Source organism: Helicobacter sp. 'house sparrow 1' (assembly GCF_900199585.1).
Classification (GTDB): domain Bacteria; phylum Campylobacterota; class Campylobacteria; order Campylobacterales; family Helicobacteraceae; genus Helicobacter_H.
The window spans coordinates 2,591-25,569 of sequence record NZ_FZQY01000010.1; the positions used below are offsets into that span (position 1 = coordinate 2,591).

Consider the following 22,979-nt stretch of genomic DNA (forward strand, 5'->3'; position numbering starts at 1 on the left):
AGAATAGATAGAATAGATACGCAGGAAGCGTATCTATTAAATTTTATCGCTAAATTAGATTTTGAAAGGATTCTCTACTACAGATTTTCGATCCACAATATATGGAATAAGCGCCATATGTCTAGCTCTTTTGATTGCCACTTCTACGCGCTCTTGCCATTTTTTTGTATTACCTGTCAATCTTCTTGGCATAATCTTATATCTCTCTGATAGAGAATGCTTTAACATCTCTATATCCTTATAGTCAATAAACTCAATCTTTGCTTCTGTATACTTACAATATCTTTTTGAATATTTTTTTCTTTCCATAATTTTATCTCCTAAAATGGTATTTCATCTTCATCAATATTAATTTCTGGGATATTGCTTACATAATCTTTTTGTTGTGGTATAGCATTACCCATTTGCGGATTCTGATAATTATTGTTTGGTGCATATGGTTGGGTACTTTGACTTGGAGCTTCATAGCTATCTGCTACATTACTAGATTTATTATCTAGCATACTCATACTCTCTGCAGTAATTGTATGTCTGCTTTTTTTAGCACCCATCTGATCTGTCCAAGTCTCATAGGTCAGCCTTCCTTCAATCAATACTTTAGAACCCTTCCTTAAATATTGATTTGCAACTTCTGCTGTTCTCCCAAAAAGTTTCACATCAATAAAACAAGATTCATCTGCAATACTGCCATCTTGCTTTTTAAACCTACGATTACTTGCTAACCCTATTGTAGCCAAAGCTGAGCCACTAGGCAGATAACGCAACTCAACATCACGAGTTAAATTACCAACCATTATCACCTTATTAAACATAACACACCTACCTAATTTTTATTCAGCAGCCTCACTAGTTTGTTCTTTTTCTTCTGTGTTTTCTTTCTGCTCTACTTTTTCTTTCTTTGCAACTTTTGGCTCTGGCTTCTTATTTGCTCTATCTACTAGAGTCTGCCAAGCTTTTTGCTCTTTTTTGCTCTCATATTTAATCACAATGAAGCGTAAAATATCCTCATTAATACGATAAAGTCTTTCTAACTCCAATACCATATTGGGTTGAGCCTTAAAATAAATTACAAAATAATAGCCACGCTTATTTTTTTTGATTTCATAAGCAAGATTTCTCATACCCATATCTAGGCAAGTTTCAATAACGCCTCCATTTTTTGTAATTGCCTCTTTGTAAAATTCAATCTTTGCTTTGATTTCCTCTTCTACCAAAGTAGGCTTAATGATAAACATTGTTTCATAGTGTCTCACTATATTCTCCTTGTGGTTTAATAGCCCTTTAATAAGAGCAAGGTTTTTTCTTTTTTATAGCATAAAAAAGATGCAAAATTATATCAGAGAAATGCTTTTATTTTTATTAATGCTCGGATATCTGCCGTTTTATCTCCCCTAAAAGTTTGATTACGCCAATCCCTTAAAATTTCAAAAATTCTTTGAAAATGATTTTCTTTGAGTTTAATCATTCTTCTTACATATTTATCCACTATAAATTTAGGAGGTTGATAGCCTAATATCTCCTTGGCATTTTCCTTTCCATTGACTTTAATATATGAACTAAACATAAAGAGAATATAAAAATAACGCTCCAGTTCCCTTAAGATATCATTAGAATCCACCCCTTCTTCTTGCATCTTTTCATAAGTGGGTAAAAAATCTTTTTTCTCAAAAAAAACATCTAAGAAATCATCGATACTGATACTTCCTAATCCATAAGATAACTTTTGTATCAACTCTTGAGTGATAGGTTCATCATAATTTTCATATTTTTGTAACTCATTATAAGCCAAGGACAGATCATTATTTTGTATGTGTAGAATAAATTGTAACAATCCATCATTTAGTTCTAAATGCAACTCCTTGGCTCTTTGTCTCAAAATCATTAAGCTATCTGCAAGACTTGGGGCAAAAAATCTTACTTCAACTATATTATCCCCCTTAAATGCGCTTGCAATACTTCTACAATCTTGTGCATATTGAATTGATGTTTTATTTTCAGATTGATAAAAATTTACTATGAGATAATTATCTGTTATCTGGATAGCACCAAGCATGGAATCGATTTCTTTTTTTGATAATTTGGTATCTATTTTTAAAATAACAATACTAATATCTCCAAATAAACTACCCTGTGAGAGGATATCTAGCACCGCATTTAATTCATAATCAGCAAAATAAAAAGTTGTAATATTTGCATCAGGTATTTTTTGAGTTATTTTTTTGGAATAAAAATCAATAAAAAAATTACTCTCTCCATAAAGCAAAGAAGCTTTTGGGGTAGTTTTAGCCAAATAGATGTCAAATTCTTTTTTATACATTAACTGCCTTACTCCTTTGAAGATAGCCTTGCATAGATTCTAGCATTGACAAAATCAACATCTATGATCTCAACTTCAACTTCTTCAAACATCAAGAGCTCTCTTGGATTCTCATCAATTATGATTCTAGCACCTTGTATTTCTCCAAGGGCAAGAGCTAAAACAGGATAGCGCTCATCAATTATTTGTGCCCTTATTTGTTTACCTATATTTTTTCTTGCCCAATGGGTATATTTTCTATCTCTAAACCCTGCTTCAATTTTTGCAATTTTCCTTTCTTGCTCATTTAAATAAGCACAATAAGTATGCATTTTATTAAGTAAAAAATCCACACGCTTACCCTGTCTTAAAATTTCTTTTAAAACACGATGCAAGGCTAAATCACTGTATCTTCTAATGGGTGAAGTAAAGTGAGTATAGGCCTCAAACCCTAAAGCAAAGTGTTCTTGCAGTGCTGTGCTATATTCTGCCTTATTTTGTGCTTTTATAATTATCTTATCAATTTGAGAAGATAATCCTTTCTCTTTGGCCTGTGCTTGGATGTTTAAGATTTGAGTATGAAAATCCTTGCCTTTTATTTCAAAACCTAAATTCTTTAAATCAAAAAATAACATCCTTAATTTTTCATCTTTAATAGGTTGATGGATTCTATAAATTCCTGTTTTAAAGTCTCTTAACATTAGTGCAGATTGTTTATTTGCAAGAAGCATTGCCTCTTCAACAATACAATGACTCTTAGTCTCTTGATAGGGCTTAGTTGATACAATCTCTTCATTTTTATCCAAACTTAAAACAACTTCATCACTGCTAAAATCAAACCCTTTAGCAAGTCGTTGTTTTTTTAACTTTAAAGCAATTTGATAGAATTTTTTAATATTTGAAGCAATTTCTTTTTTAATGTCATGCTTTTTAGAATCTAGCATCCGATCTACCATTTCATAACTAACATTTTGATGATTACAAATTATTGCTTCAAAGAGATGGGATTTTTTTACTTGATTTTTATTATCAAACTTTATTTTCCATACAAATGCTAGACGCACCTCACCTTCTTTTAAAGAACAAATATTTTGACTTAAATTCTCTGGAAGCATCGGATAACTACGATTTGGAAAATAAACACTAAAACCTCTCTCTAATGCCTCATTATCTAATATACTATCTAAAGCAACATATTCGCTTACATCAGCAATTGCAACATACAATGTTTTTTCTTTAAAATCATAATAAATTGCATCATCATGATCTTTTGCATCTACAGGATCAATTGTATAAAAAGGAAGATGTGTTAGATCAATGCGATTTTCATAAAGTTCCTTATAAACTTTAACCCCAAAACTATCAGCATATTTTTTACATTCTTGTGAAAAATCAAAAGGATGATTATAAAAATAAAGCATAATTTTTTCATCAATCTTTGGATCATCCAATACGCCTAAAATATCAATAATTTTCTTTGTTTTTAAATCTAAATAAATCACACAATATCTAGGTAATTGTCGTAATGATTTTTGCGAAATTGGCAGTTTGAGTGGATAGGGCTTTATATCATAGAGTCTATAAGCCACAATGGTCCCTTTATAAAGGTCTAAATAAAATAATGCACAAGACCAAGAGCTAAGAACATCAATGATTCTAGCCTTTATCTTTGCTTTTTGTCTCACAAGTTTTGCTAAAACAAAATCTCCTTTCTGAAGATTTCTTATGGGATTTAAAACCCTATAATCTTGTTTTTTTGAAAGATCGCATAAAAAAACACTTTGATTTTTTGTGATATCAATTGTTCCAATTACAAAATTAGAATCTAGTATAAAGCCATTTTCTTTTTTTTGAATACATTTAAACTTCTGTAATCTCAAAAACAATTCCTGATACTTCTTAGGAATTGACCTTATTCCAAAAGCTATTTGAAATAAAAACTCATTCATATTAATGCCTTTTGCATCAAAGCAGATAATTGAGGAAAGCTTTTATTACAAAAGATTTCAAAAGCTAGGACACCTTGAGCAATTAACATATTTTTTCCATTTTGCACAGGGGCAAATTGTCTTGCAAGCTCTAAAAATGGTGTTGTTTGCATATAGGCTAAATCATAAGCATACTTTGCACTCTTAAGAATTTCTTGTATTAGGTTTTTATCAAAAGGAAGAATATTTTGAAGGCTTGAGGCTGTGGCATTTATCACTAGGTCATAACTTTTCATTTTAAGCGTTTGGGGGATATAGCAATCAAAATGTTGTTCTAAATCTCCAATCCGATCCTTGGAACGATTTAATATTGTAGGTTCTATACCCTTTTCTTGCAAGATAAAAGCAATGGCTTTTGCAGATCCTCCTGCTCCTAAAATTAATGCATTTTGAAAGCAAAAATCTTTTATAGTCTCATAAAATCCCATTGCATCGGTATTGTATCCATAGATTTTTTTATCCCTTAAAACCCAAGTATTTACCGCTTGAATTTTTTCTGCAATCCCCTCAACCCTATCACTTTGTCTAAATGCCTCTTCTTTAAAAGGGAGGGTTATATTTGCTCCATCAAGCCTTAAATCAAAAAAAGTTTGGGCTAATTTAGATGAATCTTGAAGTAGAAATCTTCCATAACTACCCCTAAAGTTTAAATCATTCTTCAAACAATCAAAGGCATAATTATGCATCATAGGAGAAAGAGAGTGATGTATAGGATTACCAAATACACAAAATTGCTTATTCATCAATTCTTTCTACAAGTTTTAAAGCAATATATCCCTGTTCTATCTTACCCCAACCATTCCCGATTTCTTGTATCTTTAAAATCTCATCCCTATAAACTTTTGCAATAATTTTTGCATTTGCTAAGGGTTTTTCTCTGACATTTCCTACTGCTACCTTAACCTTATATGTACTCTCTTGCTCTAAGTCTTGTTTATTAGAGACTTTTTGTATATTTTTTGGATCTAAAAAAACATATCCCCTCTGCAACTTCCCCCAACTATTCTTATTTTCAAAAATAAGCACCTCTTGACCCTTATAGATTCTATCAATGATTGGAGAATCAATAGAGGGTAGCTGTCTTACATTTAAAATACTTGCCTTTGCCCTATATAGTTTAGGCTCAATAATTTCTTCTTGGATTTGAATTATATCCTCTTGGATTTGAGCTTGCATTTCTTGATATCCAAAAAAATGCCTCGCGCTAGAAACAAAATGTTCCCATCTAGGCTTGTCATAAGCAAATAACATAATATTTACATAAAATCCCATACAAAGACATACAAATAAAAAGGGAATTGTATGCAAGAAAAAGAATTTAAAAATACTTTTTATCATTCTATACTGATACCTTGATGTGTATTTACTACTTCTCCAATCACATAGCCATCAGTAACTTTGAGAATAAAATCAAGATTTTGAGGCTTTACTACCAAAACCATACCAACACCCATATTTAAAACCCTAAAGCTTTCTTCAAAATCTAGATATTGAGATAAAAATTGAAAAATCTTTGGAATCCTAAGAGATTTTTTATCTATTACTCCTCCAAGACCTTGCGGAAAAATACGCGGAATATTCTCTAAAATCCCTCCACCTGTGATATGCGCAAGTCCTTCAATATGATTTTTAATTTGTTTGAAAATTTTTACATAGATTCTAGTGGGTTCCAAAAGCACATCAATCAATGCCCTTCCATCAAACTCTTCATTAAAATCTTTTTTTAACATTTCAAACAAAATTTTTCGAACCAAAGAAAATCCATTGCTATGCAATCCACTACTAGGTAAGGCCACAAGATATTGTCCTTTTTGGATATTTTGACTTTTATTTAAGTCTTCTTTCTCTGCAATTCCCACTGCAAAACCTGCTAAATCAAAATCTTTGCCTTGATAGATTCCAGGCATTTCAGCAGTTTCTCCCCCAATCAAAGAACACTCTGCTTCTTGACATCCTTTAACAATACCTCGCACAACCCTTGCTGCACTCATCTTATCTAATTTGCCTGTTGCATAATAATCTAAAAAAAATGCAGGTTCTCCAAAATTACAAATCAAATCATTAACACACATTGCAACCAAGTCAATACCTATGCTATCTAATTGATTACTTTGGATTGCAAGTTTGAGTTTTGTTCCAACCCCATCAGTTGCTCCAAGCATCACAGGCTCTTTATAACCACTTGGTAAGGCATAGGCTCCAGCAAAAGACCCCAGGGTTCCTAAAACATTTTTATTATAAGTCTTTTTTACCTCATCTTTAATGATCTCAACAAATGCATTTCCCTCATCAATATCAACCCCAGAATCCTTATAACTCAGAGACATTCAGCACCTTTTTTAACTTTTTTAGGCTAGATTCTACCATAAATAATAGACTAAGCCTACCGAAGTGTCATCATATCAATCACATACCTAAATTTGGCTTTCCTTGTTGTTAGTTTCTCATAAGCTTCATTAATTTGATCTACAGAAATGACTTCAACTTCAGGATAAATTTTATGTTTTAAAGAAAAATCAAGCATTTCTTGAGTTTCTGCAATACCTCCTATCAAGGAACCATAAATTTTTTTACCTGCATTAAGCACGAGTTTCATTGCATCAATCTTTGGGCTACATTCTTGAGGCGGAAGTCCTACAATAGCCATCTCACCACCAAACTTTAAAAGTTTAAGATAAGAAGCAATATCATATGATGTTGGGATTGTTGAGATAATAAAATCAAACCTTTCTTTTACATTTTCTGTAGAAGTATAAAAACTTGCAACACCCATAGAGACTGCATCTTGTTTCTTTGCTTCATCTCTTGCAAAGACACTAACACTTGCCCCCATTTTAATCGCATATTTAACTGCCATGCTTCCTAAACCACCAAATCCAGCAACTGCAACTTTATGATTTTTTCCAACTTTGGAGAATTTTAAGGGGGAGTAAGTAGTAATACCTGCACAAAGCAGTGGGGCAACTTTTTGTAATGGAGCATCCTTTGGAACTTTAATTGCAAAATCTTCTTTTACAACAATATTATTGCTATAGCCTCCATAAGTTGGCTCATCATCATGAAAGCAATCTAAGCAATCATAAGTATAAACCACCTTACCTTTTTCACAAAATTGTTCCTGACTACTTTTGCAAGCCTCACACTCACCACAGCTATTTACCATACAACCTACACCAGCATAATCACCAAGGCTAAACTTACTAACATTCTTTCCAATAGCTACAACCTTTCCTACAATCTCATGTCCTGGAACCATAGGATAAATTCCTTCTTTCCACTCACTCCTAGCACTATGGACATCACTATGACAAATCCCTGTATATAAGATTTCAATTAAAATGTCATTACTTCCTAATTTATGTCTTGTAAAAGTAAAGGGTTTAAAAGTATCTGTTTTTGAAAAAACTGCAAAGCCTTTTGCAGGAATACGCTCATCTAAATTCATACTTTGCATCACTTGCTCCTTAGATTTTTTAATTTTTAAAATAAACTTTTTTAATCAAAAAAATTAAATAAAAGCGATTTGTTGTGCTTCATATAAAATATCCCTTGCACCTTTTTGAATTAATCTTTGGGCAAGCTCTATCCCAAGATTCTCTGCATTATGTTTATTTCCCTCTATAAAATCCCTTAAAATTCTCTTGCCATTAGGTAGTCCTAAAATTGCTGTTATTTTTATTTTTTCTTGCTCAGTTTGTGCATAAACCCCTATTGGTACTTGACAACCTCCCTCCAATGTCCTAATAAAGGCTCTCTCAGCCCTAGTACAAATGGCAGTCTCTTGATCATTTAATTTTTTCAAGCTTGTTAGCAAAGCATCATCTAATCTTGCCTCAATACCTAAAGCACCCTGCCCCATTGCTGGAATCATCTCTGAAGTCTCTAAAACTTTTATAAAAGGAATTTGATTGCTAGAAATTTCCAAACGATTGAGTCCAGCCTTTGCAAGAATAATTGCATCAAAATCTCCATCAATCAATCGTTTTAGCCTCGTTTGAACATTACCTCTTAAACTTTGCGTATCTAAATCCTCTCTTAGATATTTTAATTGCATTGACCTTCGTAAAGAGGTAGTTCCTACTTTTGCATTCATTGGAAGGTCTCTAATACTAGGATACTTTATACTTAAAAAACAATCTCTGGGGTCTTCCCTTTTGGTAATACATACTAAACCAAGTCCATCTACAAAATCTACAGGCACATCTTTTAAAGAATGTACTGCTAAATCAATCTTATTTTGCAATAACAATTCTTCTAGCTCTTTTGTAAAAAGCCCCTTGCCCCCAATTTTTGCAAGTGGAACATCTAAAATTTTATCCCCTTTAGTCTTTACAATCTCTAATCTTGCATCAATCCCTAATTCTAACCTTAATCTTTCCTTGATATGATTAGCCTGCCACAGCGCAAGCAAACTGCCTCTTGTCCCAATAACAACTTCCCTCATACTCTACTCTCTTCGCTCTCCATAATCTCTATATCAATGATTTCATCATTTTCATTTTCTGTGTATGTTGTATCTTTTTGTTTTAAAATAAAATAAGCATTAATTAAAAGAATAATCCCAAAAATATCACAAAATACCCCAGGAAAAATAAGCAACACCCCTCCAAAAAACTTTGCAAAATTCCCTCTAACAAAAGCGCTGATTTGAATCTTATTTTGCAAAATATTATTTAATACATCTGCCAATTCCATTCTTAGGTTAAAAAGAATCAAAATCCCAATAAAAGCACTGATTATAATCTCAGATAGCAGAGGGAAAAAACCAAGATAATTTCCCACATAAATGATGCTTACAAATTCCAAAATAATATAAAATAAAAAAATAATTTTTAAAAGCTTCACGATAGTCTCCCTTTAATAAATGCAATAATTTCTTCTACATCCGCTTTTAAAATCTGCTTTTGCATCCCATCTCTTACAACCACTTCCACTTGATTTTTTTCAAGTTCCTTTCCGATGATAATCCCAAAACTACTACCAATGAGTTCAAAATCTTTCATTTTAAAACCAAAGCGCTCATTCCTATCATCCAATAAAACCTCTAATTGATTTTGCTTCATTTTTTCATAAAGCTTATTTGCAAAATCTAGTTGCTGTGAATCTTTGGTATTAGATAAAACAATATTTACTTCAAAAGGTGCGCTAGATAGACCCCAGACACATCCAAACTCATCACTCTTTTGCTCCAAAATTGCTGCAAGCAGTCTTGAAACCCCTATGCCATAGCAACCCATAATAAAAGGTTGGCTTTTTCCATTTTGATCTAAAAAATTTGCACCCATATCCTTTGAATAACGATCTTTTAGTTTAAAAATATGTCCAACCTCAATACCCTTTTTATATTCAATTCTACCATCACAACAAGGGCATAAATCCCCCTCTTTAACTTTTGCTAAATCTTCATATCTTAGTGCATCAAAAGTACTGAGATCCACTCCCACAAAATGCTTGTCCTTTTCATTTGCCCCACAAATCAAATCTCTTTCTTCTCTTAAGTCTTCATCAAAAAAGATGAATTTAGATTCTGTAATATTTCCTAAAGCATAAGGTCCAATAAACCCTTCAAAAAGACCAGCTGATCTAATATCTTCAACACTAGCATCCAATAATTCTAAAGCTTGAGCTCCATAATTATTTAATATATTTAAGGCTTTGGTTTCTTCAAGTTCATCATCTCCTCTTAAAAAGAAAAAGGCAAGTTCTGGGTCTTTCTTGCTCTCTGGAAGAAAAACTATTTTTTTCACTACTGCCTTAAGTATATAAAATGGATCTACTTTAAAAAATGCACTTAAATCTTTGATGCTTGAAATATTTGGAGTTGTAAATTTTGAAAATTCTGCTTTTGGCGCATACTCCTGTGTAATACGCTTTTGTCGTTTTGCTGCCTCAATATTAGAAGCATAGCTACATTGATTACACATTGCAATCGTATCCTCACCACAGTCTGCTAAAACCATAAACTCCTTACTACCACTACCACCAATCGCTCCACTATCTGCATCTACGACCCTAAAATCAAGCCCCAATCTTTTAAAAATTCTTTGATAGGTTTCATTCATAAGATCAAATTCTCTATCTAAATCTTCTTGCGTGCTGTGAAAACTATATGCATCTTTCATTATAAATTCTCTACCGCGCATCAACCCAAACCTGGGGCGCATTTCATCTCTAAATTTTAAATGGATTTGATAGAGATTTAAAGGCAAGTCCTTATAGCTTCGAACAAATTGCTTTACCAAGTCTGTCACGCTCTCTTCATAAGTAGGACCTAATACAAACTCATTCTCCTTACGATCTTTAAACCTCAACAACTCTTTTCCATATTTACTATAACGGCCTGTTTGCTTCCAAAGGTCTGATGGCGTAATAAAGCCCATCATTACCTCAATTGCCCCTGAAGAATCCATTTCTTCTTTAATAACTTTAGAAATCTTATCTAACACCCTTTTTCCGAGAGGTAAAAAACTATAAATACCACTTCCAACTTGATAAATATATCCCCCTCTAATGAGATATTGATGACTTTTTAAAACCGCATCTCTTGGAACTTCTTTTGTTGTTGGGATAAAAAATTGAGAAAAACGCATATCTAATCCTTGTTACTTGAAGTATCATATTCACATTTATAAGTATTAATTAATAAAGTATCTTTGTGGATTCCAAAAAAGTTTTTAATGGATTCAATAATGATATCAGATTCTTGCTTATTTGCCTGATTTCTTAAATTTTGAGTAGGTTGGTGCAAAAATACATTAAAGGCTTGGTGAAGTATTTTTTCAACATTAAATTGATATTGTGCTGGAATATAACCTTTTTTAATGGCTCTTTGCAATTCCCTTAAAGAAGCCTCCTTTGCAAGCTCTCTAATTTTTTTAATCAAAGGCTCAATTTCTAAAGTTTGTAGCCATTGAGAAAACTCCATCGTAGCAATTCCTATAATCTCATAGGCTCTATGTGCATGTTCTCTTCTTGAATTTAGATTTTCTTCTGCAATTTGTTTTAAGTCATCTACAACAAAAATTTGTATCCTCTTATTTGTAATATCTTCAATGTCTCTTGGAACTGCCAAATCAAACCAAAAACGATCAAAAGCTACATCCTCAACCATAGAATCCAAAATAATAGGACTACTAGATGCTGTTGCGCTAAAAACAAAATGATATTCTTGAAGCGCTCCTTGTAAATCATCAAAATTACAAGATTTAATCTGTGCTCTTTCTTTAGTCGGATATTGTTCTATAAAATCTTGAATTTTTTGTTGGTTGCGGTTACAAATTAAAATTTCATAACCATCGCTTAATAAATGCTTTGCACTTAAAATGCTCATTTCTCCCATACCTATTACTAGTGCTTTTTTAGCAAGGTTAAATTGCTTTTGAAGTTTTTTTGCTTGATGCACTGCAACAGATGCAACAGAGGTAACATTGTCAGATATTTGGGTTTGATTTCTCACTCTAGCAGCACATTTAAAAGCAAAGTGTATCAAGCGTGTAAAGTTCTTGGAACATAGATTAGAATCAAGACAGAACCTATAGGCATTTTTAAGCTGACCTACTATTTGTGTTTCTCCAACTACAACACTATCCAAACTACTAGCCACACAAAAAATATGATGCACCGCACCTATGCCCTCATATGTCTCCAAACTCTCTTCTAATACAGCAAGATCTATTTGTTTGAGCCCTACCAACTTTTCTAAGATTCTTTGCTTTACCTTTGCACCATCACTTGTATAGCAATAAAATTCCAAACGATTGCAGGTAGATAATAAAATAATCTCTGGCACCGTTTCATCTTTTATTGTGTTTAAAAATGAGAGAATTTCTTTTTCATCCAAAAAAGCTAGTTTTTCCCTTAAGTGAAGAGGAGTTTTTTTATGAGAAAAACTCATCACATAATATTGCATCTCTTTTTCCATTTAAAACTCCCTATAAATCATATCTTTAACAATCTGCTCAAGCTTTATATTTTCTTCCCCTTGAATACTTTCTAAAGCTTTATATGCATAATCTCTTGCACACTCCTGTGTCTTTTTAAAAATATCAAATTCTTCCATCTTTAATAAAATCCATTCCTTGGCCTCTGGAGTAGAAATTTTAAAATACTCTACCAACTGCTTTTTATCTTCTATTTTTAAATTCTCATATAAAAATAAATAAGGAAGCGTTGTTTTACCCTCTACATAATCACTCATCGCAGGCTTTCCTAAGACTTCGTCCTTTCCAAAAACATCTAAAAGATCATCTATAATTTGAAAAGCAATACCAAGATTTAAACCATAATCATAATACCTTTTTGCATCCAAACCCATTAAGATAGCAGCGCTCTGAGCACTAGAAGCAATAAGTGAAGCTGTTTTATCTTCTATCATTGCAAAATATTGATGTTTATCTTCTTGAAATTTTTCTCCCATACTCACATCACTGATTTCGCCTCTTGAAAGCCTTACAACGCAATTAGCAATACTTTGAGATATTTTTTTGTCAAAATTTGTAAGTTCATAAAATGCCTTGGAGTAAAAAACATCACCAAGCATAATGGCATTTTTATCTCCAAATAGAGTATTGATAGATGGCTTCCCTCTACGCATCTTTGATTCATCAATCACATCATCGTGCAATAAAGATGCAATTTGTATCATTTCAATGATGGCACATAATGTAATAATATCTTGATGCTTTGGACAAATAGCAAGCATTAATTTAGATCGCAACATTTTGCCCATTTGCATCTTCTTAAAAAAAATATTTACAACTTCGCTATCAACTTCATCAATAAAATCTTTTATTTTTTCTTGTATTTTTAGTAACACTCTGCTTCCTTATTGCTCCATTAAAAAACTTGCATCTCCTTGGATCCCTATCCAAAAATGTGCTTTTTTATCTTCAAAATATTTAAAAACCAAAACCAACTTAGAATCTTTCAAAGATCCAAAATCCTCTAACTTTAACACAAATTGATTACGCTGATAATCTGGATATAAAATAAATTGATGATTGAAACCATCATATTTTAACAGCACAACAATGCCCTCTTTTTTAAAAAGTGTCCAGCGCATAGCCAACTCTTTTGTGCTATCCAAAATTGATACTTTAGCAAGCATTAGCTCATCTTTTTGCAAAGAAAATTCCTGTTCAAAACTCCATTCAATAGGCTTTGAAAAAGCAAGAACACAAAGCAAAATAATGACAAAAATTTTATTCATTTTGGCTTAAAATTTCTGCCATCGAAGCAATCGCAAAATTATTTTTATAATTTTTTATTTTTTTCTGCAAAAGCTCATCAACCTTTATCGCTTTTATTTTCTTTTCTAATTCAGATTCTAACCCATTTTCTCCCATTAGTATCTCAAAAAATGCCAATAATTCTAATAACCGATCAAGCTCTTTTTGCACAATTTTTCTATCCGCATGAAAAATAATTTCTTTCCACTTATCTAATGGATCTCCCTGCAAAATCTCTAAATCTTTCCACATTACCCTAGCCTTTCTTATTTCTAATAAAATCTTTATAGTCTCTTGATTGATGTCTATTTTTAAGTTTATAGTTTTACACCAAAAATCTTGCTTAACTACACCATAAAGGTTTTTTTAATTTCCCAAAAATTAAAAGAAAAAAAGAATTTTACACTTCTTGTTGCAAATAAAGGAATAATCTTGCAATACAATCAATTGGGTACAAGAACTAAATCAAGAGTTGCATCATACTCCATAAAAAATACTCACTATTTTAAATATCTTAGTGTTACTTGAAGTTAATCATTACAAATAAATGAGATTACTCATTCATACCTTTTGTTTTTTAACACAAAAATTCTTTAATTTAAAAACCCTAAATATCATAGCTTCTAGTTTTGCATAACATACAAGATTAGCACAGTTAAAAAACTTAGAGTTAATTGACCAACAGGTAAAATGATTCTATGCATAATTAAGAGTGCAAGAACGAGGTAATTAAAATATCCTAACTTTTTATCTAAAATAAATTCAACTAAATCTCTCATCTAGTTATCGTGCTATACAAAACCACTAAAATAGGGTTTTAATCATTAGACAAAATTATTTACTCCAAAAATGATTTTATTTTTTGTGTGTAGATAGAATCAAAAATCTTAGAAATAACTTCTTTGTATCTATTATAAAATCAAAACACTCTTAAGGACTAAGGACTAGATATTTTACACTTTACCTTATTTTTAAACCCACTTCCTTATAGCCAAGGAAGTGGATAAAAATTAAGACTGTGACGCCTTTAGCATCCATAGAGATTTCTGCAAACTCGCTACTTGATCATCTGCATACATCGCTGTTGTTTTGTCCCCACCCTCTTCGGATAATTTTGAAAGTTGCACAAAGTTTTCTAAAAGATATTCATAATCTTTAACAATTGCCGAGAAAATTTCCTTTGAGTAAAAACTTGCCCCACTTTCTTCTTTAACCTTTGAATGTTGTAGCGCCTCTTGCAAAGTTACTATAGGCTTTTGACCTAGCTGAACAAGACGCTCTGCTAAATCATCAAACATGGATGCAAACTTTTCATAAATTTCTTCGGTTGCACTATGAACCTGAAAAAAATCACTCCCTTTTGCATTCCAATGGAAATTATGAGTTTTTACAAACAAAACTAAACTATCTGCCTGAAGTTGTCTTAGTAATTCAATTACCTTTTGCATCTTCTTCTCCTTTTATTTTGATTTTATACAAACGAGTTTATATCAAAAATGTAAACACTTCTTTAAAAAGACTGCTTACTGTCTAATTGTGATTTTAAATACTTTTTTGGTTTCTTCTAGTAACTCAATTTTTCCATTGTGTGCTTCTATAATTTGTAAGCTTAGAGCCAATCCCAAACCATTTCCTTTTAATTTTGTTGTCTCAAATGGTTCAAATAAAATATTTTTATTTTGTATTTCCTTTCCATTATCTTGAATAAAAAACTCTAGTATTTCATTATTGCATTGCGTCCAAATCTTAATTTCTCCAACTTCACAATCCCCCTCTTCAATTGCATCAATCGCATTGTAAATAAAATTTTGCAAAACAATTCCCATTAAGTCAAAATCAAAGTTAAAGTCCTTAGATTCCAAGTTAAAATCTATATTTATATCCTTTGTGTAGGTATATTGTGCAATAATTTCTTGCAATTCCTCTTGAAGAAGCAATAAAGAATTTTGATTTCTATTTAAATTCAATCCCCTTGAAAAAAGCAATGTGGCCTTTATCTGTCTCTCCACTCTCCAAAGAGATTTTTGGATCTCAAATACGATAGGTTTAAATTTAGCTTCTACTTTTTTTAACAAAGTAGAAGCTAATAAGGAAATAGAGCCTATAGGGTTTCTAATCTCGTGTGCAAGATGTGCAGAAATTTGCCCCATTGCAGCAAGTCTCTCCTGTCTTTTTTGAGTTGTAATATCTGTTGCAGTAACAATCTGCTTGTCCTTTAAAATATTGCCTTGAACCAAAAAGGTCTTTTTTTTATACTCTACTTCTTGGGGAAAGCTTTGGATTTTTTTTAGAATCAAATTCAATTCTACAGCTTGGGTATTACGATAAAACACACTCCCATCATCATTAAAAACCCATATGGCTTGAGGCATAATCTCAATGACCCATTCATATAAGGCTTTATAGTCTTTAAACTCCTTTTCTACACGATAACTTTGTGAAATAATTTCATTTAATAAACCCAATAACTCTTGTTTATCTTTAGCATTAAAACTTTTTAATAATTCGGAGTTAATTACACTCTCTTCTTCTTTATCTCTATTATCAACCATATTTATTTTAAACTCTTTGCCTGCTGTTCTTTTAAAAATTTAAATAAAAGCTCACTATAGCCAAATCCTCCACTCAATTGTTCAGAAAGAGAATCCTTATACATACTTTGGTAGATTTCACTTCCAGCCTCCTTGGGATAAAGAGGATTATCAAGCTTTAAGGATGTATCTAGCAAGGTTTTTAAGATTAATGCTTCAAAAGCATCGGTTTGTTCTCTCAATCTTGCATCATTTTTAACATCTGCCTTTGTAATCTTTGGTGCTTTAGCTTGAGAAGCATAAAGACTTTGAGAAAGATCTATTTTCATTATAAAACCTCAATTTCTGCACTGATTGCACCACTTTGCTTCATTGCATTTAAAATAGAAATCATTGTTTTTGGCTTAATACCCATTTTTTGCAAAGCCCTTACTACACTTGAAATTGTGGTAGGTTTTCCATTTGAGCTAATAAGATTAAAATCTGGATTTAAAAGTGCATCATTGTCTATCTTTTGAGAATCTTTTTCTTCTAAAAATTCTTTTGTGACCTTGATTGTCAAATCCCCACTACTAACCACCACAGGATGGACGATAATATCCACTCCTGCCACAATGGTTCCAGATTTTTCATCAATAATAATACGCTCACGATTACTATAATCAATATTTACCTCTTGAACGAGTGCCAAAAACTCTATTGTTGATAAGTTTTGAGGCACAACTATTTTAACAGTTCTTGGGTCAATTGCCTTTGCTATTCCATCTCCAAAAGTTTTATTTAAAATATTTTGAACCTTAATAGCATTTTGAAAATTGGTTTGCTTCAGGCTTAAAGTCAAACCATTTTTATTATAGAGATCATAATTTACTTCTTTTTCTACTGTGGCACCATTACTGATAATTCCACTTAAACTATTTTGAGAACTACCTAAAACCACATTACCCTGTGCCACCGCATAGATATTACCATCTACCGCACTCAAAGGTGTCATAATCAATGTGCCACCCTCTATTGATTTTGCATCTCCAATTGAAGCAATCTGTATATCTAACTTATCGCCTTGTCTTGCAAAAGCTGGTAAGTTTGCAGTAATCATAACTGCTGCTACATTTTTAGACTTAATATCTTCTGGAGATACCTTTACATTCATACTTTCTAACATATTTGCAATAGATTGCATTGTAAATTTTGAGCTAGTCTTATCTCCAGTGCCATTCAATCCAATCACAAGACCATAACCAATAAGTTGGTTATCCCTCACACCAACTACATTGGCAATTTCCCCAATTTTTTCAGCAAAACCAAAGCAACAAAACAAACATAATAAAAAAAACTTTTTCATTTTATAAGCTCCATCCTTGAAGACTAAATGCTACTTATTCTGTAAAGCAAGCAATATTTATTCCAATATTTTTAGCCTAATCTCAATTTACCCAAAACTTTTTTATCTAACACCATAAGTCATCATTATTTTGTTTATGCTATAATCCCAGCCACAAAAATCTTAAAATGATTTTTTATTTCGGAGTATGGCGCAGCCTGATTAGCGCGCACCCTTGGGGTGGGTGAGGTCGTGGGTTTGAATCCCGCTACTCCGACCATGTTCTTGTTTTTTTTATCTTTCATTTATACCAAATCTAGTCACCTTGCAAAATAAATTTACTACAAGTAAAAACCACAAAAACTTTATCAACACTTTGCAAAAACTTTTAGAATATGTCAATATCAAATGAAATTACAAGCTAAATTTTAGAAATAAACAAAACATTAGTCTAAAGCATATCTCTGTAAAATAAGGTTAAGTAAATCTTATAACTAAAAAAGAAGAAACTCAAGATAAATACAACACTCAAGATTTATAAAAACATCCCAATAGAAACTCTTTGACTCATACCCTCAAACAAAGAATAACTCTTTTATACTTTTTCATTTATAGAATTTTTACGATAGAATCTAGTTTTAACTTTAATTTAGATCAATACAAAACCGTAGGATAATTTTATGGCTATAGATGAGAGAAAGCAAAAAGCAATAGAGCTTGCTTTAAAACAAATTGATAAAACTTTTGGCAAGGGAGCGCTAGTTAGACTTGGTGACAAACAAGTAGAGAAAGTTGAAGCAATCTCTACTGGATCCCTGGGTCTTGATATGGCACTTGGTATTAATGGAGTTCCTAGAGGAAGAATTATTGAAATATATGGTCCAGAATCAAGTGGAAAAACTACCCTAAGTCTTCAAATCATAGCAGAATGTCAAAAAAATGGCGGAATCTGTGCTTTTATTGATGCTGAACATGCTCTTGATGTTTATTATGCAAAAAGACTTGGGGTTGATACTGAAAACTTACTAGTTTCTCAACCTGATAATGGAGAACAAGCTCTTGAAATTCTTGAAACATTAACACGCAGTGGAGCTGTTGATTTGGTTGTTATAGATTCTGTAGCAGCACTCACACCAAAAGCTGAAATAGATGGTGATATGGGAGATCAACATGTAGGACTTCAAGCAAGATTGATGAGTCATGCTCTAAGAAAAATTACGGGGGTCTTGCACAAAATGCAAACCACTTTGATTTTTATCAACCAAATTCGGATGAAGATTGGAATGATGGGATATGGAAGTCCAGAGACTACGACAGGAGGTAATGCACTTAAATTTTATGCAAGTGTAAGAATTGATATCAGACGCATTGCAACATTAAAGCAAGCTGAACAACAAATCGGAAATCGCGTCAAAGCAAAGGTAGTAAAAAATAAAGTAGCCCCACCTTTTAGAGAAGCAGAGTTTGATATTATGTTTGGCGAGGGCATTAGCAAAGAGGGTGAAATTATTGATTATGGAATCAAGCTTGATATTATTGATAAAAGTGGTGCTTGGCTAAGCTATGGTGATAAAAAACTAGGACAGGGGAGAGAAAATGCAAAGCTTTTCTTGAAAGACAATCCACCTTTAGCAAATGAAATCACACAAAAAATTAAAGAGCAAATTGGTGCAACTGATGAGATTCTTCCATTACCAGAAGCTCCAAATGAAGATTTATAACTAAGTTTTGAAGGATATATAAATGGTTTATATTGAGAATATTTCGGCAAAAGAAGTGATGGATAGCAGAGGGAATCCTACTGTTATGGCAAGTGTTTTATTATCAGATGGGACAATGCAAAGTGCAATTGTTCCAAGCGGTGCTAGTACAGGAAAAAGAGAGGCTTTAGAACTAAGAGATGGTGATAGCAAAAGATTTTTAGGGAAAGGTGTCTTGAAGGCTTGTGAAAATATTGAGACAACTATTGCAAATAACCTTATTGGTTTAGATCCTTATGATCAAAGTGCAATTGATGCTCTTTTACAAGAGCTAGATGGGACACAAAATTATAGCAATCTTGGTGCAAATGCAACCCTTGGAGTTAGTATGGCAATTGCAAGGGCAAGTGCTTCTAGTCTGGGGATTCCTTTGTATCGCTATTTAGGTGGTGCAAATGCACTAACTTTGCCTGTTCCGATGTTAAATATCATTAATGGTGGATCTCACGCTGATAACACAGTAGATTTTCAAGAGTATATGATTATGCCAATAGGTTTTGATAGCTTTAGCCAATCTCTTAGGGCAAGTGCTGAAATCTATCAACATCTAAAAATTATCCTTAAAGATCTTAAGCACATTACAAGTATTGGTGATGAAGGTGGTTTTGCACCCAATTTGAAAAATAATGAAGAGCCTATAGAAATTATTTTAAGAGCTATAGAAAAAGCTGGATACAGACCTTCTGAGGATATTGGAATTGCTCTTGATGTAGCAAGCAGTGAATTTGTAGAAAATGGTATTTATCACCTCAAGGGTGAAAATAAAAAATTAACCTCAGAAGAACTTATAGAATATTATGAAAGACTTATAAATAAATATCCTATCCTTTCAATTGAAGATGGATTAAGTGAAGATGATTGGCAAGGTTGGGAATTACTTACAAAGCGCTTAGGAAACAAGATTCAACTTGTAGGAGATGATCTTTTTGTGACAAACAAAGCGATTTTACAGGAAGGAATTGATAAGCATATTGCCAATGCAATTTTAATTAAACCAAATCAAATTGGGACAGTTAGTCAGACAATGCAAACAGTAAGATTGGCTCAAAGAAGTAATTATAAGTGCATTATGAGTCATCGCAGTGGTGAAAGTGAGGATGCTTTCATTGCTGATTTTGCAGTTGCTCTTAATACTGGTGAAATTAAAACTGGTTCTACTGCAAGAAGTGAGAGAATTGCAAAATATAACCGCTTGCTTGAAATTGAAAAAGAAATTGCTAAACCTGATTTTATAGGAAAGGCTCTATTTAGATAGTGAAAGATTTATTTTTTAATTTTTTACATCTTTTACACAAAAAAAGGGTTTTTATCATCTTATTTGTATTTTTTTTTGGTTTAAGCACTTATGCGATGATATTAGCATTTGGAAAGCAGTCTTTTAGTGTATTATCCCATAATAAGGATGTCGAAAAAAAACTTAAGGATGACATCCTAAAATTGCAACTTGAAAATTCAAAAATTCAAAAAAAGCTTTTTGAAATCAAAGGATTAGAGCCATGAAAAAAATATTCTTTTTTCTTTTTTGTTGTCTATTGCTTGGAGCTAGAGAAAACCCTTTTGAATCTCTTTCATCTCCAAACACAGACACCCAACTTAACAACAAACGAGATGATAAAATCTTTGAAAATTTTGATTTTAAGCTTCCATCCACAGCCAGAATATTAAAAGAAATAAAAATTGTCTATCAAAATATTGATGGAAGTCTTGAGGAAAAAACTTTAAATATTGATAAAAATATCGACTGGCACTACCCTATCTCCCTAAGTCAAAAGGATGCAATTATTAGCAAAGATTCTGATTATATCAGTGCCAATCAAATTATCTTCTTTACCAAAGAGAACAATCTTTTTATCACTACAAATCGCAAATTGCAAAGAAACTTTATCTTACCTGAACCCTTTAGAATTGTGATTGATTTTGAAAAAAAAGATGGGGACAATGATGATTCTATCTCAATCAATCAAAAATATTTTTCTTCTATTAATCTGATTAAATACAAAGACTTCTACAGAGCTATTATTACTCTTGATGGTCATTATCAATACAAAATATCAACATCTGATGATGGATACCAAATTACCCTGCAATAATAATATTGTTTTAATAGGTTTTATGGGTAGTGGAAAAAGTTCTATTGGATTAGCACTAGCAAAATCCATAGATTACACCTTTATAGATTCTGATACTTTCATCACTCAACAAAAAAAAATGACTATTCCTCAGATATTTCAATACTATGGTGAAGAATATTTTAGAAAATTAGAATCTAATTTTATTCTTCAACATCAAAATATCAAACAAACTGTTATTGCTACAGGTGGAGGGATGCCCATATTTAATGATGTAAAAAAGTTAGGTTATGTTTTTTTTCTAAAGGCTACATTTAAAACTATCTACAATAGAATCCATTCTTCACAAGATAGGCCACTCTTTAAGGATAAAAAGGCACTTTACCAGCTTTTTATAAAACGCCAAGATATCTATAGGACAAAAAGCAATTTTATCATTGATACAGAAAAAGGTATTCAAAATAGTATAAATCAGATTAGGGAGAAAATAAAAAACCTCTCCCCAGATACTTAGGGCACATAGAAACAAAAGGTGCTCTGCTGTGTTCCCACCCTGAAGCTTTGTCTTTAATTTCCATTGCATAAGTCTAGGAAAAGGCAAGGAAGATTATAACACAATTTTATTTCACTAAAAATAAAACTCTTTAAAAAAGCAGACTTATATTAAAAAAATATTTAATATATAAAAAGTTCTAAAGTCTATTTTTTAAAAAACACATATTGTGTTTACTTTTTAAAATTAAAATAACCCCATTTAAGAAGCGGGGTTTTAAGTGATTAGGCTTGAAAACATAGAAAAATTTTATTCCAATGGCTTTTGTGCGATAAAAAAGCTGGATCTTGAAATTGAAAGAGGGGATGTTTTTGGTATTGTTGGCTACTCTGGTGCTGGTAAATCTACACTTATTCGCCTTATCAATCGCTTAGAACTACCCACGAAAGGAAAAGTTTTTATCCAAGGGCAAAATATCTTAGATTTAAATGAATCACAGTTGCGAAAGCAAAGACAAAAAATTGGAATGATTTTTCAACATTTCAATCTACTCTCATCAAAAAATGTATTTGAAAATGTTGCTCTTGCATTGCATGTTGCTAAATGGAAAAAGGATTTGATAGAAAAAAGAGTATTGGAACTACTCAATCTAGTAGGTCTCAATGATAAAAGATCTTTCTATCCAAGTCAGCTTAGTGGAGGGCAAAAACAGCGTGTAGCAATTGCAAGAGCACTGGCCAACTATCCCGACATATTATTATGTGATGAGGCTACAAGTGCCCTAGACATCAAAACCACTAAAGACATTCTTAGGCTGTTGCAAGAAATTCAACAAAAGCTTCAAATTACTGTTGTTTTAATTACTCATCAAATGGAGATAGTTCGATCTATCTGCAATAAAGTTTGCGTAATAGATAAGGGTGAAATAGTTGAAAAGGGTTTTGTAAAAGATGTATTTTTTCATCCCAAACATCCAGTTACAAAAGAACTCATTCAATCATTATTTCATCAAGAGCAAGATTCAGTAGAAAATAATACCTTGGATAAAAATGTCTATGAGTTTGTTTTTTTAGATAAAAATCAAGATAAACCTATTATTTCTCAAGCAATTAAAAAATTTGATATTGATGTCAATGTACTCTATGCTGGTTATACTCATTTTTCAGCTGATACTTTTGGCCATATGATTTTAAAACTTAGCGGATCACAGGTCTTAGAATCTCTTGATTGGTTTAAAAAACAAAATATCGAAATTATTTTAAGGAATGAAAGTGTTTAATTTATTATTAGA

26 protein-coding genes and 1 tRNA gene are annotated in these 22,979 nt (G+C 32.0%); 7 read left to right on the top strand and 20 right to left on the bottom strand.

Annotation, left to right across the window (positions count from 1 at the left end):
• Positions 1-54: 54 nt before the first annotated feature.
• The 20 genes from rpsR to C6H31_RS05825 all read right to left on the bottom strand — a co-directional run bounded on the left by rpsR (position 55) and on the right by C6H31_RS05825 (position 17,387).
• On the bottom strand, positions 55-309 hold the full coding sequence (rpsR, locus tag C6H31_RS05730; RefSeq protein WP_104697861.1) for a 30S ribosomal protein S18: 255 nt from the start codon (positions 307-309) through the stop codon (positions 55-57).
• A gap of 11 nt (positions 310-320) precedes the next feature.
• Positions 321-812, bottom strand: coding sequence for a single-stranded DNA-binding protein (locus tag C6H31_RS05735; protein WP_104697862.1), 492 nt, complete (start codon positions 810-812; stop codon positions 321-323).
• 18 nt (positions 813-830) lie between these two features.
• On the bottom strand, positions 831-1,253 hold the full coding sequence (rpsF, locus tag C6H31_RS05740) for a 30S ribosomal protein S6 (protein ID WP_104697863.1): 423 nt from the start codon (positions 1,251-1,253) through the stop codon (positions 831-833).
• Between the two features lie 83 nt (positions 1,254-1,336).
• Positions 1,337-2,317: a DNA polymerase III subunit delta gene (gene holA, locus C6H31_RS05745; RefSeq protein ID WP_104697864.1), complete on the bottom strand. Its 981-nt coding sequence runs from the start codon at positions 2,315-2,317 to the stop codon at positions 1,337-1,339.
• Positions 2,318-2,325: 8 nt separating this feature from the next.
• Positions 2,326-4,245: an RNB domain-containing ribonuclease gene (locus C6H31_RS05750; RefSeq protein ID WP_104697865.1), complete on the bottom strand. Its 1,920-nt coding sequence runs from the start codon at positions 4,243-4,245 to the stop codon at positions 2,326-2,328.
• The gene (locus tag C6H31_RS05755) at positions 4,242-5,027 is read right to left on the bottom strand and encodes a shikimate dehydrogenase (protein WP_104697866.1); all 786 of its coding nucleotides are present in this window, start codon (positions 5,025-5,027) and stop codon (positions 4,242-4,244) included. The genes C6H31_RS05750 and C6H31_RS05755 overlap by 4 nt, the downstream gene beginning before the upstream one ends.
• Complete coding sequence (locus tag C6H31_RS05760; protein ID WP_104697867.1) at positions 5,020-5,622, bottom strand: SH3 domain-containing protein; 603 nt, start codon at positions 5,620-5,622, stop codon at positions 5,020-5,022. The genes C6H31_RS05755 and C6H31_RS05760 overlap by 8 nt, the downstream gene beginning before the upstream one ends.
• Positions 5,619-6,611, bottom strand: a complete 993-nt coding sequence (purM, locus tag C6H31_RS05765; RefSeq protein WP_104697868.1) for a phosphoribosylformylglycinamidine cyclo-ligase — start codon at positions 6,609-6,611, stop codon at positions 5,619-5,621. Before purM ends, C6H31_RS05760 begins: the two co-directional genes overlap by 4 nt.
• Positions 6,612-6,667: 56 nt before the next feature.
• Entirely contained in the window at positions 6,668-7,738 is a 1,071-nt protein-coding gene (locus C6H31_RS05770; RefSeq protein ID WP_104697869.1) for an NAD(P)-dependent alcohol dehydrogenase, read from the bottom strand.
• Positions 7,739-7,792: 54 nt separating this feature from the next.
• The gene (hemC, locus tag C6H31_RS05775) at positions 7,793-8,728 is read right to left on the bottom strand and encodes a hydroxymethylbilane synthase (protein ID WP_104697870.1); all 936 of its coding nucleotides are present in this window, start codon (positions 8,726-8,728) and stop codon (positions 7,793-7,795) included.
• Positions 8,725-9,129 carry an FxsA family protein gene (locus C6H31_RS05780; protein WP_158654754.1) on the bottom strand — a complete coding sequence of 135 codons (405 nt, stop codon included), beginning with the start codon at positions 9,127-9,129 and terminating at the stop codon, positions 8,725-8,727. The genes hemC and C6H31_RS05780 overlap by 4 nt, the downstream gene beginning before the upstream one ends.
• Positions 9,126-10,874, bottom strand: coding sequence for a proline--tRNA ligase (locus C6H31_RS05785; RefSeq protein ID WP_104697872.1), 1,749 nt, complete (start codon positions 10,872-10,874; stop codon positions 9,126-9,128). Before C6H31_RS05785 ends, C6H31_RS05780 begins: the two co-directional genes overlap by 4 nt.
• A gap of 2 nt (positions 10,875-10,876) precedes the next feature.
• Positions 10,877-12,205: a glutamyl-tRNA reductase gene (hemA, locus tag C6H31_RS05790; RefSeq protein WP_104697873.1), complete on the bottom strand. Its 1,329-nt coding sequence runs from the start codon at positions 12,203-12,205 to the stop codon at positions 10,877-10,879.
• The gene (locus C6H31_RS05795; RefSeq protein ID WP_233709981.1) at positions 12,206-13,099 is read right to left on the bottom strand and encodes a polyprenyl synthetase family protein; all 894 of its coding nucleotides are present in this window, start codon (positions 13,097-13,099) and stop codon (positions 12,206-12,208) included.
• 9 nt (positions 13,100-13,108) lie between these two features.
• Positions 13,109-13,492: a hypothetical protein gene (locus C6H31_RS07095; RefSeq protein WP_104697874.1), complete on the bottom strand. Its 384-nt coding sequence runs from the start codon at positions 13,490-13,492 to the stop codon at positions 13,109-13,111.
• Positions 13,485-13,763 carry a DUF2018 family protein gene (locus tag C6H31_RS05805; protein ID WP_104697875.1) on the bottom strand — a complete coding sequence of 93 codons (279 nt, stop codon included), beginning with the start codon at positions 13,761-13,763 and terminating at the stop codon, positions 13,485-13,487. Before C6H31_RS05805 ends, C6H31_RS07095 begins: the two co-directional genes overlap by 8 nt.
• A 758-nt stretch (positions 13,764-14,521) precedes the next feature.
• Positions 14,522-14,959 (bottom strand): Dps family protein, encoded by a 438-nt coding sequence (locus C6H31_RS05810; RefSeq protein WP_104697876.1) that lies wholly within the window; start codon positions 14,957-14,959, stop codon positions 14,522-14,524.
• Between the two features lie 75 nt (positions 14,960-15,034).
• The gene (locus tag C6H31_RS05815) at positions 15,035-16,102 is read right to left on the bottom strand and encodes a sensor histidine kinase (protein WP_442778076.1); all 1,068 of its coding nucleotides are present in this window, start codon (positions 16,100-16,102) and stop codon (positions 15,035-15,037) included.
• On the bottom strand, positions 16,066-16,371 hold the full coding sequence (locus C6H31_RS05820) for a Rod binding protein (RefSeq protein ID WP_104697878.1): 306 nt from the start codon (positions 16,369-16,371) through the stop codon (positions 16,066-16,068). Before C6H31_RS05820 ends, C6H31_RS05815 begins: the two co-directional genes overlap by 37 nt.
• Positions 16,371-17,387: a flagellar basal body P-ring protein FlgI gene (locus C6H31_RS05825; protein WP_104697879.1), complete on the bottom strand. Its 1,017-nt coding sequence runs from the start codon at positions 17,385-17,387 to the stop codon at positions 16,371-16,373. The genes C6H31_RS05820 and C6H31_RS05825 overlap by 1 nt, the downstream gene beginning before the upstream one ends.
• A gap of 181 nt (positions 17,388-17,568) precedes the next feature.
• Here C6H31_RS05825 and C6H31_RS05830 point away from each other — a divergent pair.
• The 7 genes from C6H31_RS05830 (at position 17,569) to C6H31_RS05860 (ending at position 22,967) form a co-directional block, all read left to right on the top strand.
• A tRNA-Pro gene (locus C6H31_RS05830) sits at positions 17,569-17,646 on the top strand.
• A 400-nt stretch (positions 17,647-18,046) separates the two neighbouring features.
• The gene (gene recA, locus C6H31_RS05835) at positions 18,047-19,087 is read left to right on the top strand and encodes a recombinase RecA (protein ID WP_104697880.1); all 1,041 of its coding nucleotides are present in this window, start codon (positions 18,047-18,049) and stop codon (positions 19,085-19,087) included.
• 22 nt (positions 19,088-19,109) lie between these two features.
• Complete coding sequence (eno, locus tag C6H31_RS05840) at positions 19,110-20,381, top strand: phosphopyruvate hydratase (protein WP_104697881.1); 1,272 nt, start codon at positions 19,110-19,112, stop codon at positions 20,379-20,381.
• Positions 20,381-20,626, top strand: a complete 246-nt coding sequence (locus C6H31_RS05845; protein WP_104697882.1) for a hypothetical protein — start codon at positions 20,381-20,383, stop codon at positions 20,624-20,626. Before eno ends, C6H31_RS05845 begins: the two co-directional genes overlap by 1 nt.
• On the top strand, positions 20,623-21,216 hold the full coding sequence (locus C6H31_RS05850) for an AMIN domain-containing protein (RefSeq protein ID WP_104697883.1): 594 nt from the start codon (positions 20,623-20,625) through the stop codon (positions 21,214-21,216). The genes C6H31_RS05845 and C6H31_RS05850 overlap by 4 nt, the downstream gene beginning before the upstream one ends.
• Positions 21,188-21,709: a shikimate kinase gene (locus C6H31_RS05855; RefSeq protein ID WP_158657714.1), complete on the top strand. Its 522-nt coding sequence runs from the start codon at positions 21,188-21,190 to the stop codon at positions 21,707-21,709. Before C6H31_RS05850 ends, C6H31_RS05855 begins: the two co-directional genes overlap by 29 nt.
• 259 nt (positions 21,710-21,968) lie before the next feature.
• Positions 21,969-22,967, top strand: a complete 999-nt coding sequence (locus tag C6H31_RS05860) for a methionine ABC transporter ATP-binding protein (protein ID WP_104697885.1) — start codon at positions 21,969-21,971, stop codon at positions 22,965-22,967.
• Positions 22,968-22,979: the final 12 nt, after the last annotated feature.

Bases quoted from the DNA above. Each gene is read 5' to 3' on its own strand.
- C6H31_RS05850 (WP_104697883.1), top strand. From the start codon at position 20,623: ATGAAAAAAATATTCTTTTTTCTTTTTTGTTGTCTATTGCTTGGAGCT.
- C6H31_RS05770 (WP_104697869.1), bottom strand. From the start codon at position 7,738: ATGCAAAGTATGAATTTAGATGAGCGTATTCCTGCAAAAGGCTTTGCA.
- recA (WP_104697880.1), top strand. From the start codon at position 18,047: ATGGCTATAGATGAGAGAAAGCAAAAAGCAATAGAGCTTGCTTTAAAA.
- C6H31_RS05785 (WP_104697872.1), bottom strand. From the start codon at position 10,874: ATGCGTTTTTCTCAATTTTTTATCCCAACAACAAAAGAAGTTCCAAGA.
- hemA (WP_104697873.1), bottom strand. From the start codon at position 12,205: ATGGAAAAAGAGATGCAATATTATGTGATGAGTTTTTCTCATAAAAAA.
- C6H31_RS07095 (WP_104697874.1), bottom strand. From the start codon at position 13,492: ATGAATAAAATTTTTGTCATTATTTTGCTTTGTGTTCTTGCTTTTTCA.
- C6H31_RS05735 (WP_104697862.1), bottom strand. From the start codon at position 812: ATGTTTAATAAGGTGATAATGGTTGGTAATTTAACTCGTGATGTTGAG.
- C6H31_RS05750 (WP_104697865.1), bottom strand. From the start codon at position 4,245: ATGAATGAGTTTTTATTTCAAATAGCTTTTGGAATAAGGTCAATTCCT.
- holA (WP_104697864.1), bottom strand. From the start codon at position 2,317: ATGTATAAAAAAGAATTTGACATCTATTTGGCTAAAACTACCCCAAAA.
- C6H31_RS05825 (WP_104697879.1), bottom strand. From the start codon at position 17,387: ATGAAAAAGTTTTTTTTATTATGTTTGTTTTGTTGCTTTGGTTTTGCT.
- C6H31_RS05760 (WP_104697867.1), bottom strand. From the start codon at position 5,622: ATGATAAAAAGTATTTTTAAATTCTTTTTCTTGCATACAATTCCCTTT.
- rpsR (WP_104697861.1), bottom strand. From the start codon at position 309: ATGGAAAGAAAAAAATATTCAAAAAGATATTGTAAGTATACAGAAGCA.
- eno (WP_104697881.1), top strand. From the start codon at position 19,110: ATGGTTTATATTGAGAATATTTCGGCAAAAGAAGTGATGGATAGCAGA.
- hemC (WP_104697870.1), bottom strand. From the start codon at position 8,728: ATGAGGGAAGTTGTTATTGGGACAAGAGGCAGTTTGCTTGCGCTGTGG.
- C6H31_RS05805 (WP_104697875.1), bottom strand. From the start codon at position 13,763: ATGTGGAAAGATTTAGAGATTTTGCAGGGAGATCCATTAGATAAGTGG.
- C6H31_RS05820 (WP_104697878.1), bottom strand. From the start codon at position 16,371: ATGAAAATAGATCTTTCTCAAAGTCTTTATGCTTCTCAAGCTAAAGCA.
- C6H31_RS05855 (WP_158657714.1), top strand. From the start codon at position 21,188: ATGATGGATACCAAATTACCCTGCAATAATAATATTGTTTTAATAGGT.
- purM (WP_104697868.1), bottom strand. From the start codon at position 6,611: ATGTCTCTGAGTTATAAGGATTCTGGGGTTGATATTGATGAGGGAAAT.
- C6H31_RS05755 (WP_104697866.1), bottom strand. From the start codon at position 5,027: ATGAATAAGCAATTTTGTGTATTTGGTAATCCTATACATCACTCTCTT.
- C6H31_RS05810 (WP_104697876.1), bottom strand. From the start codon at position 14,959: ATGCAAAAGGTAATTGAATTACTAAGACAACTTCAGGCAGATAGTTTA.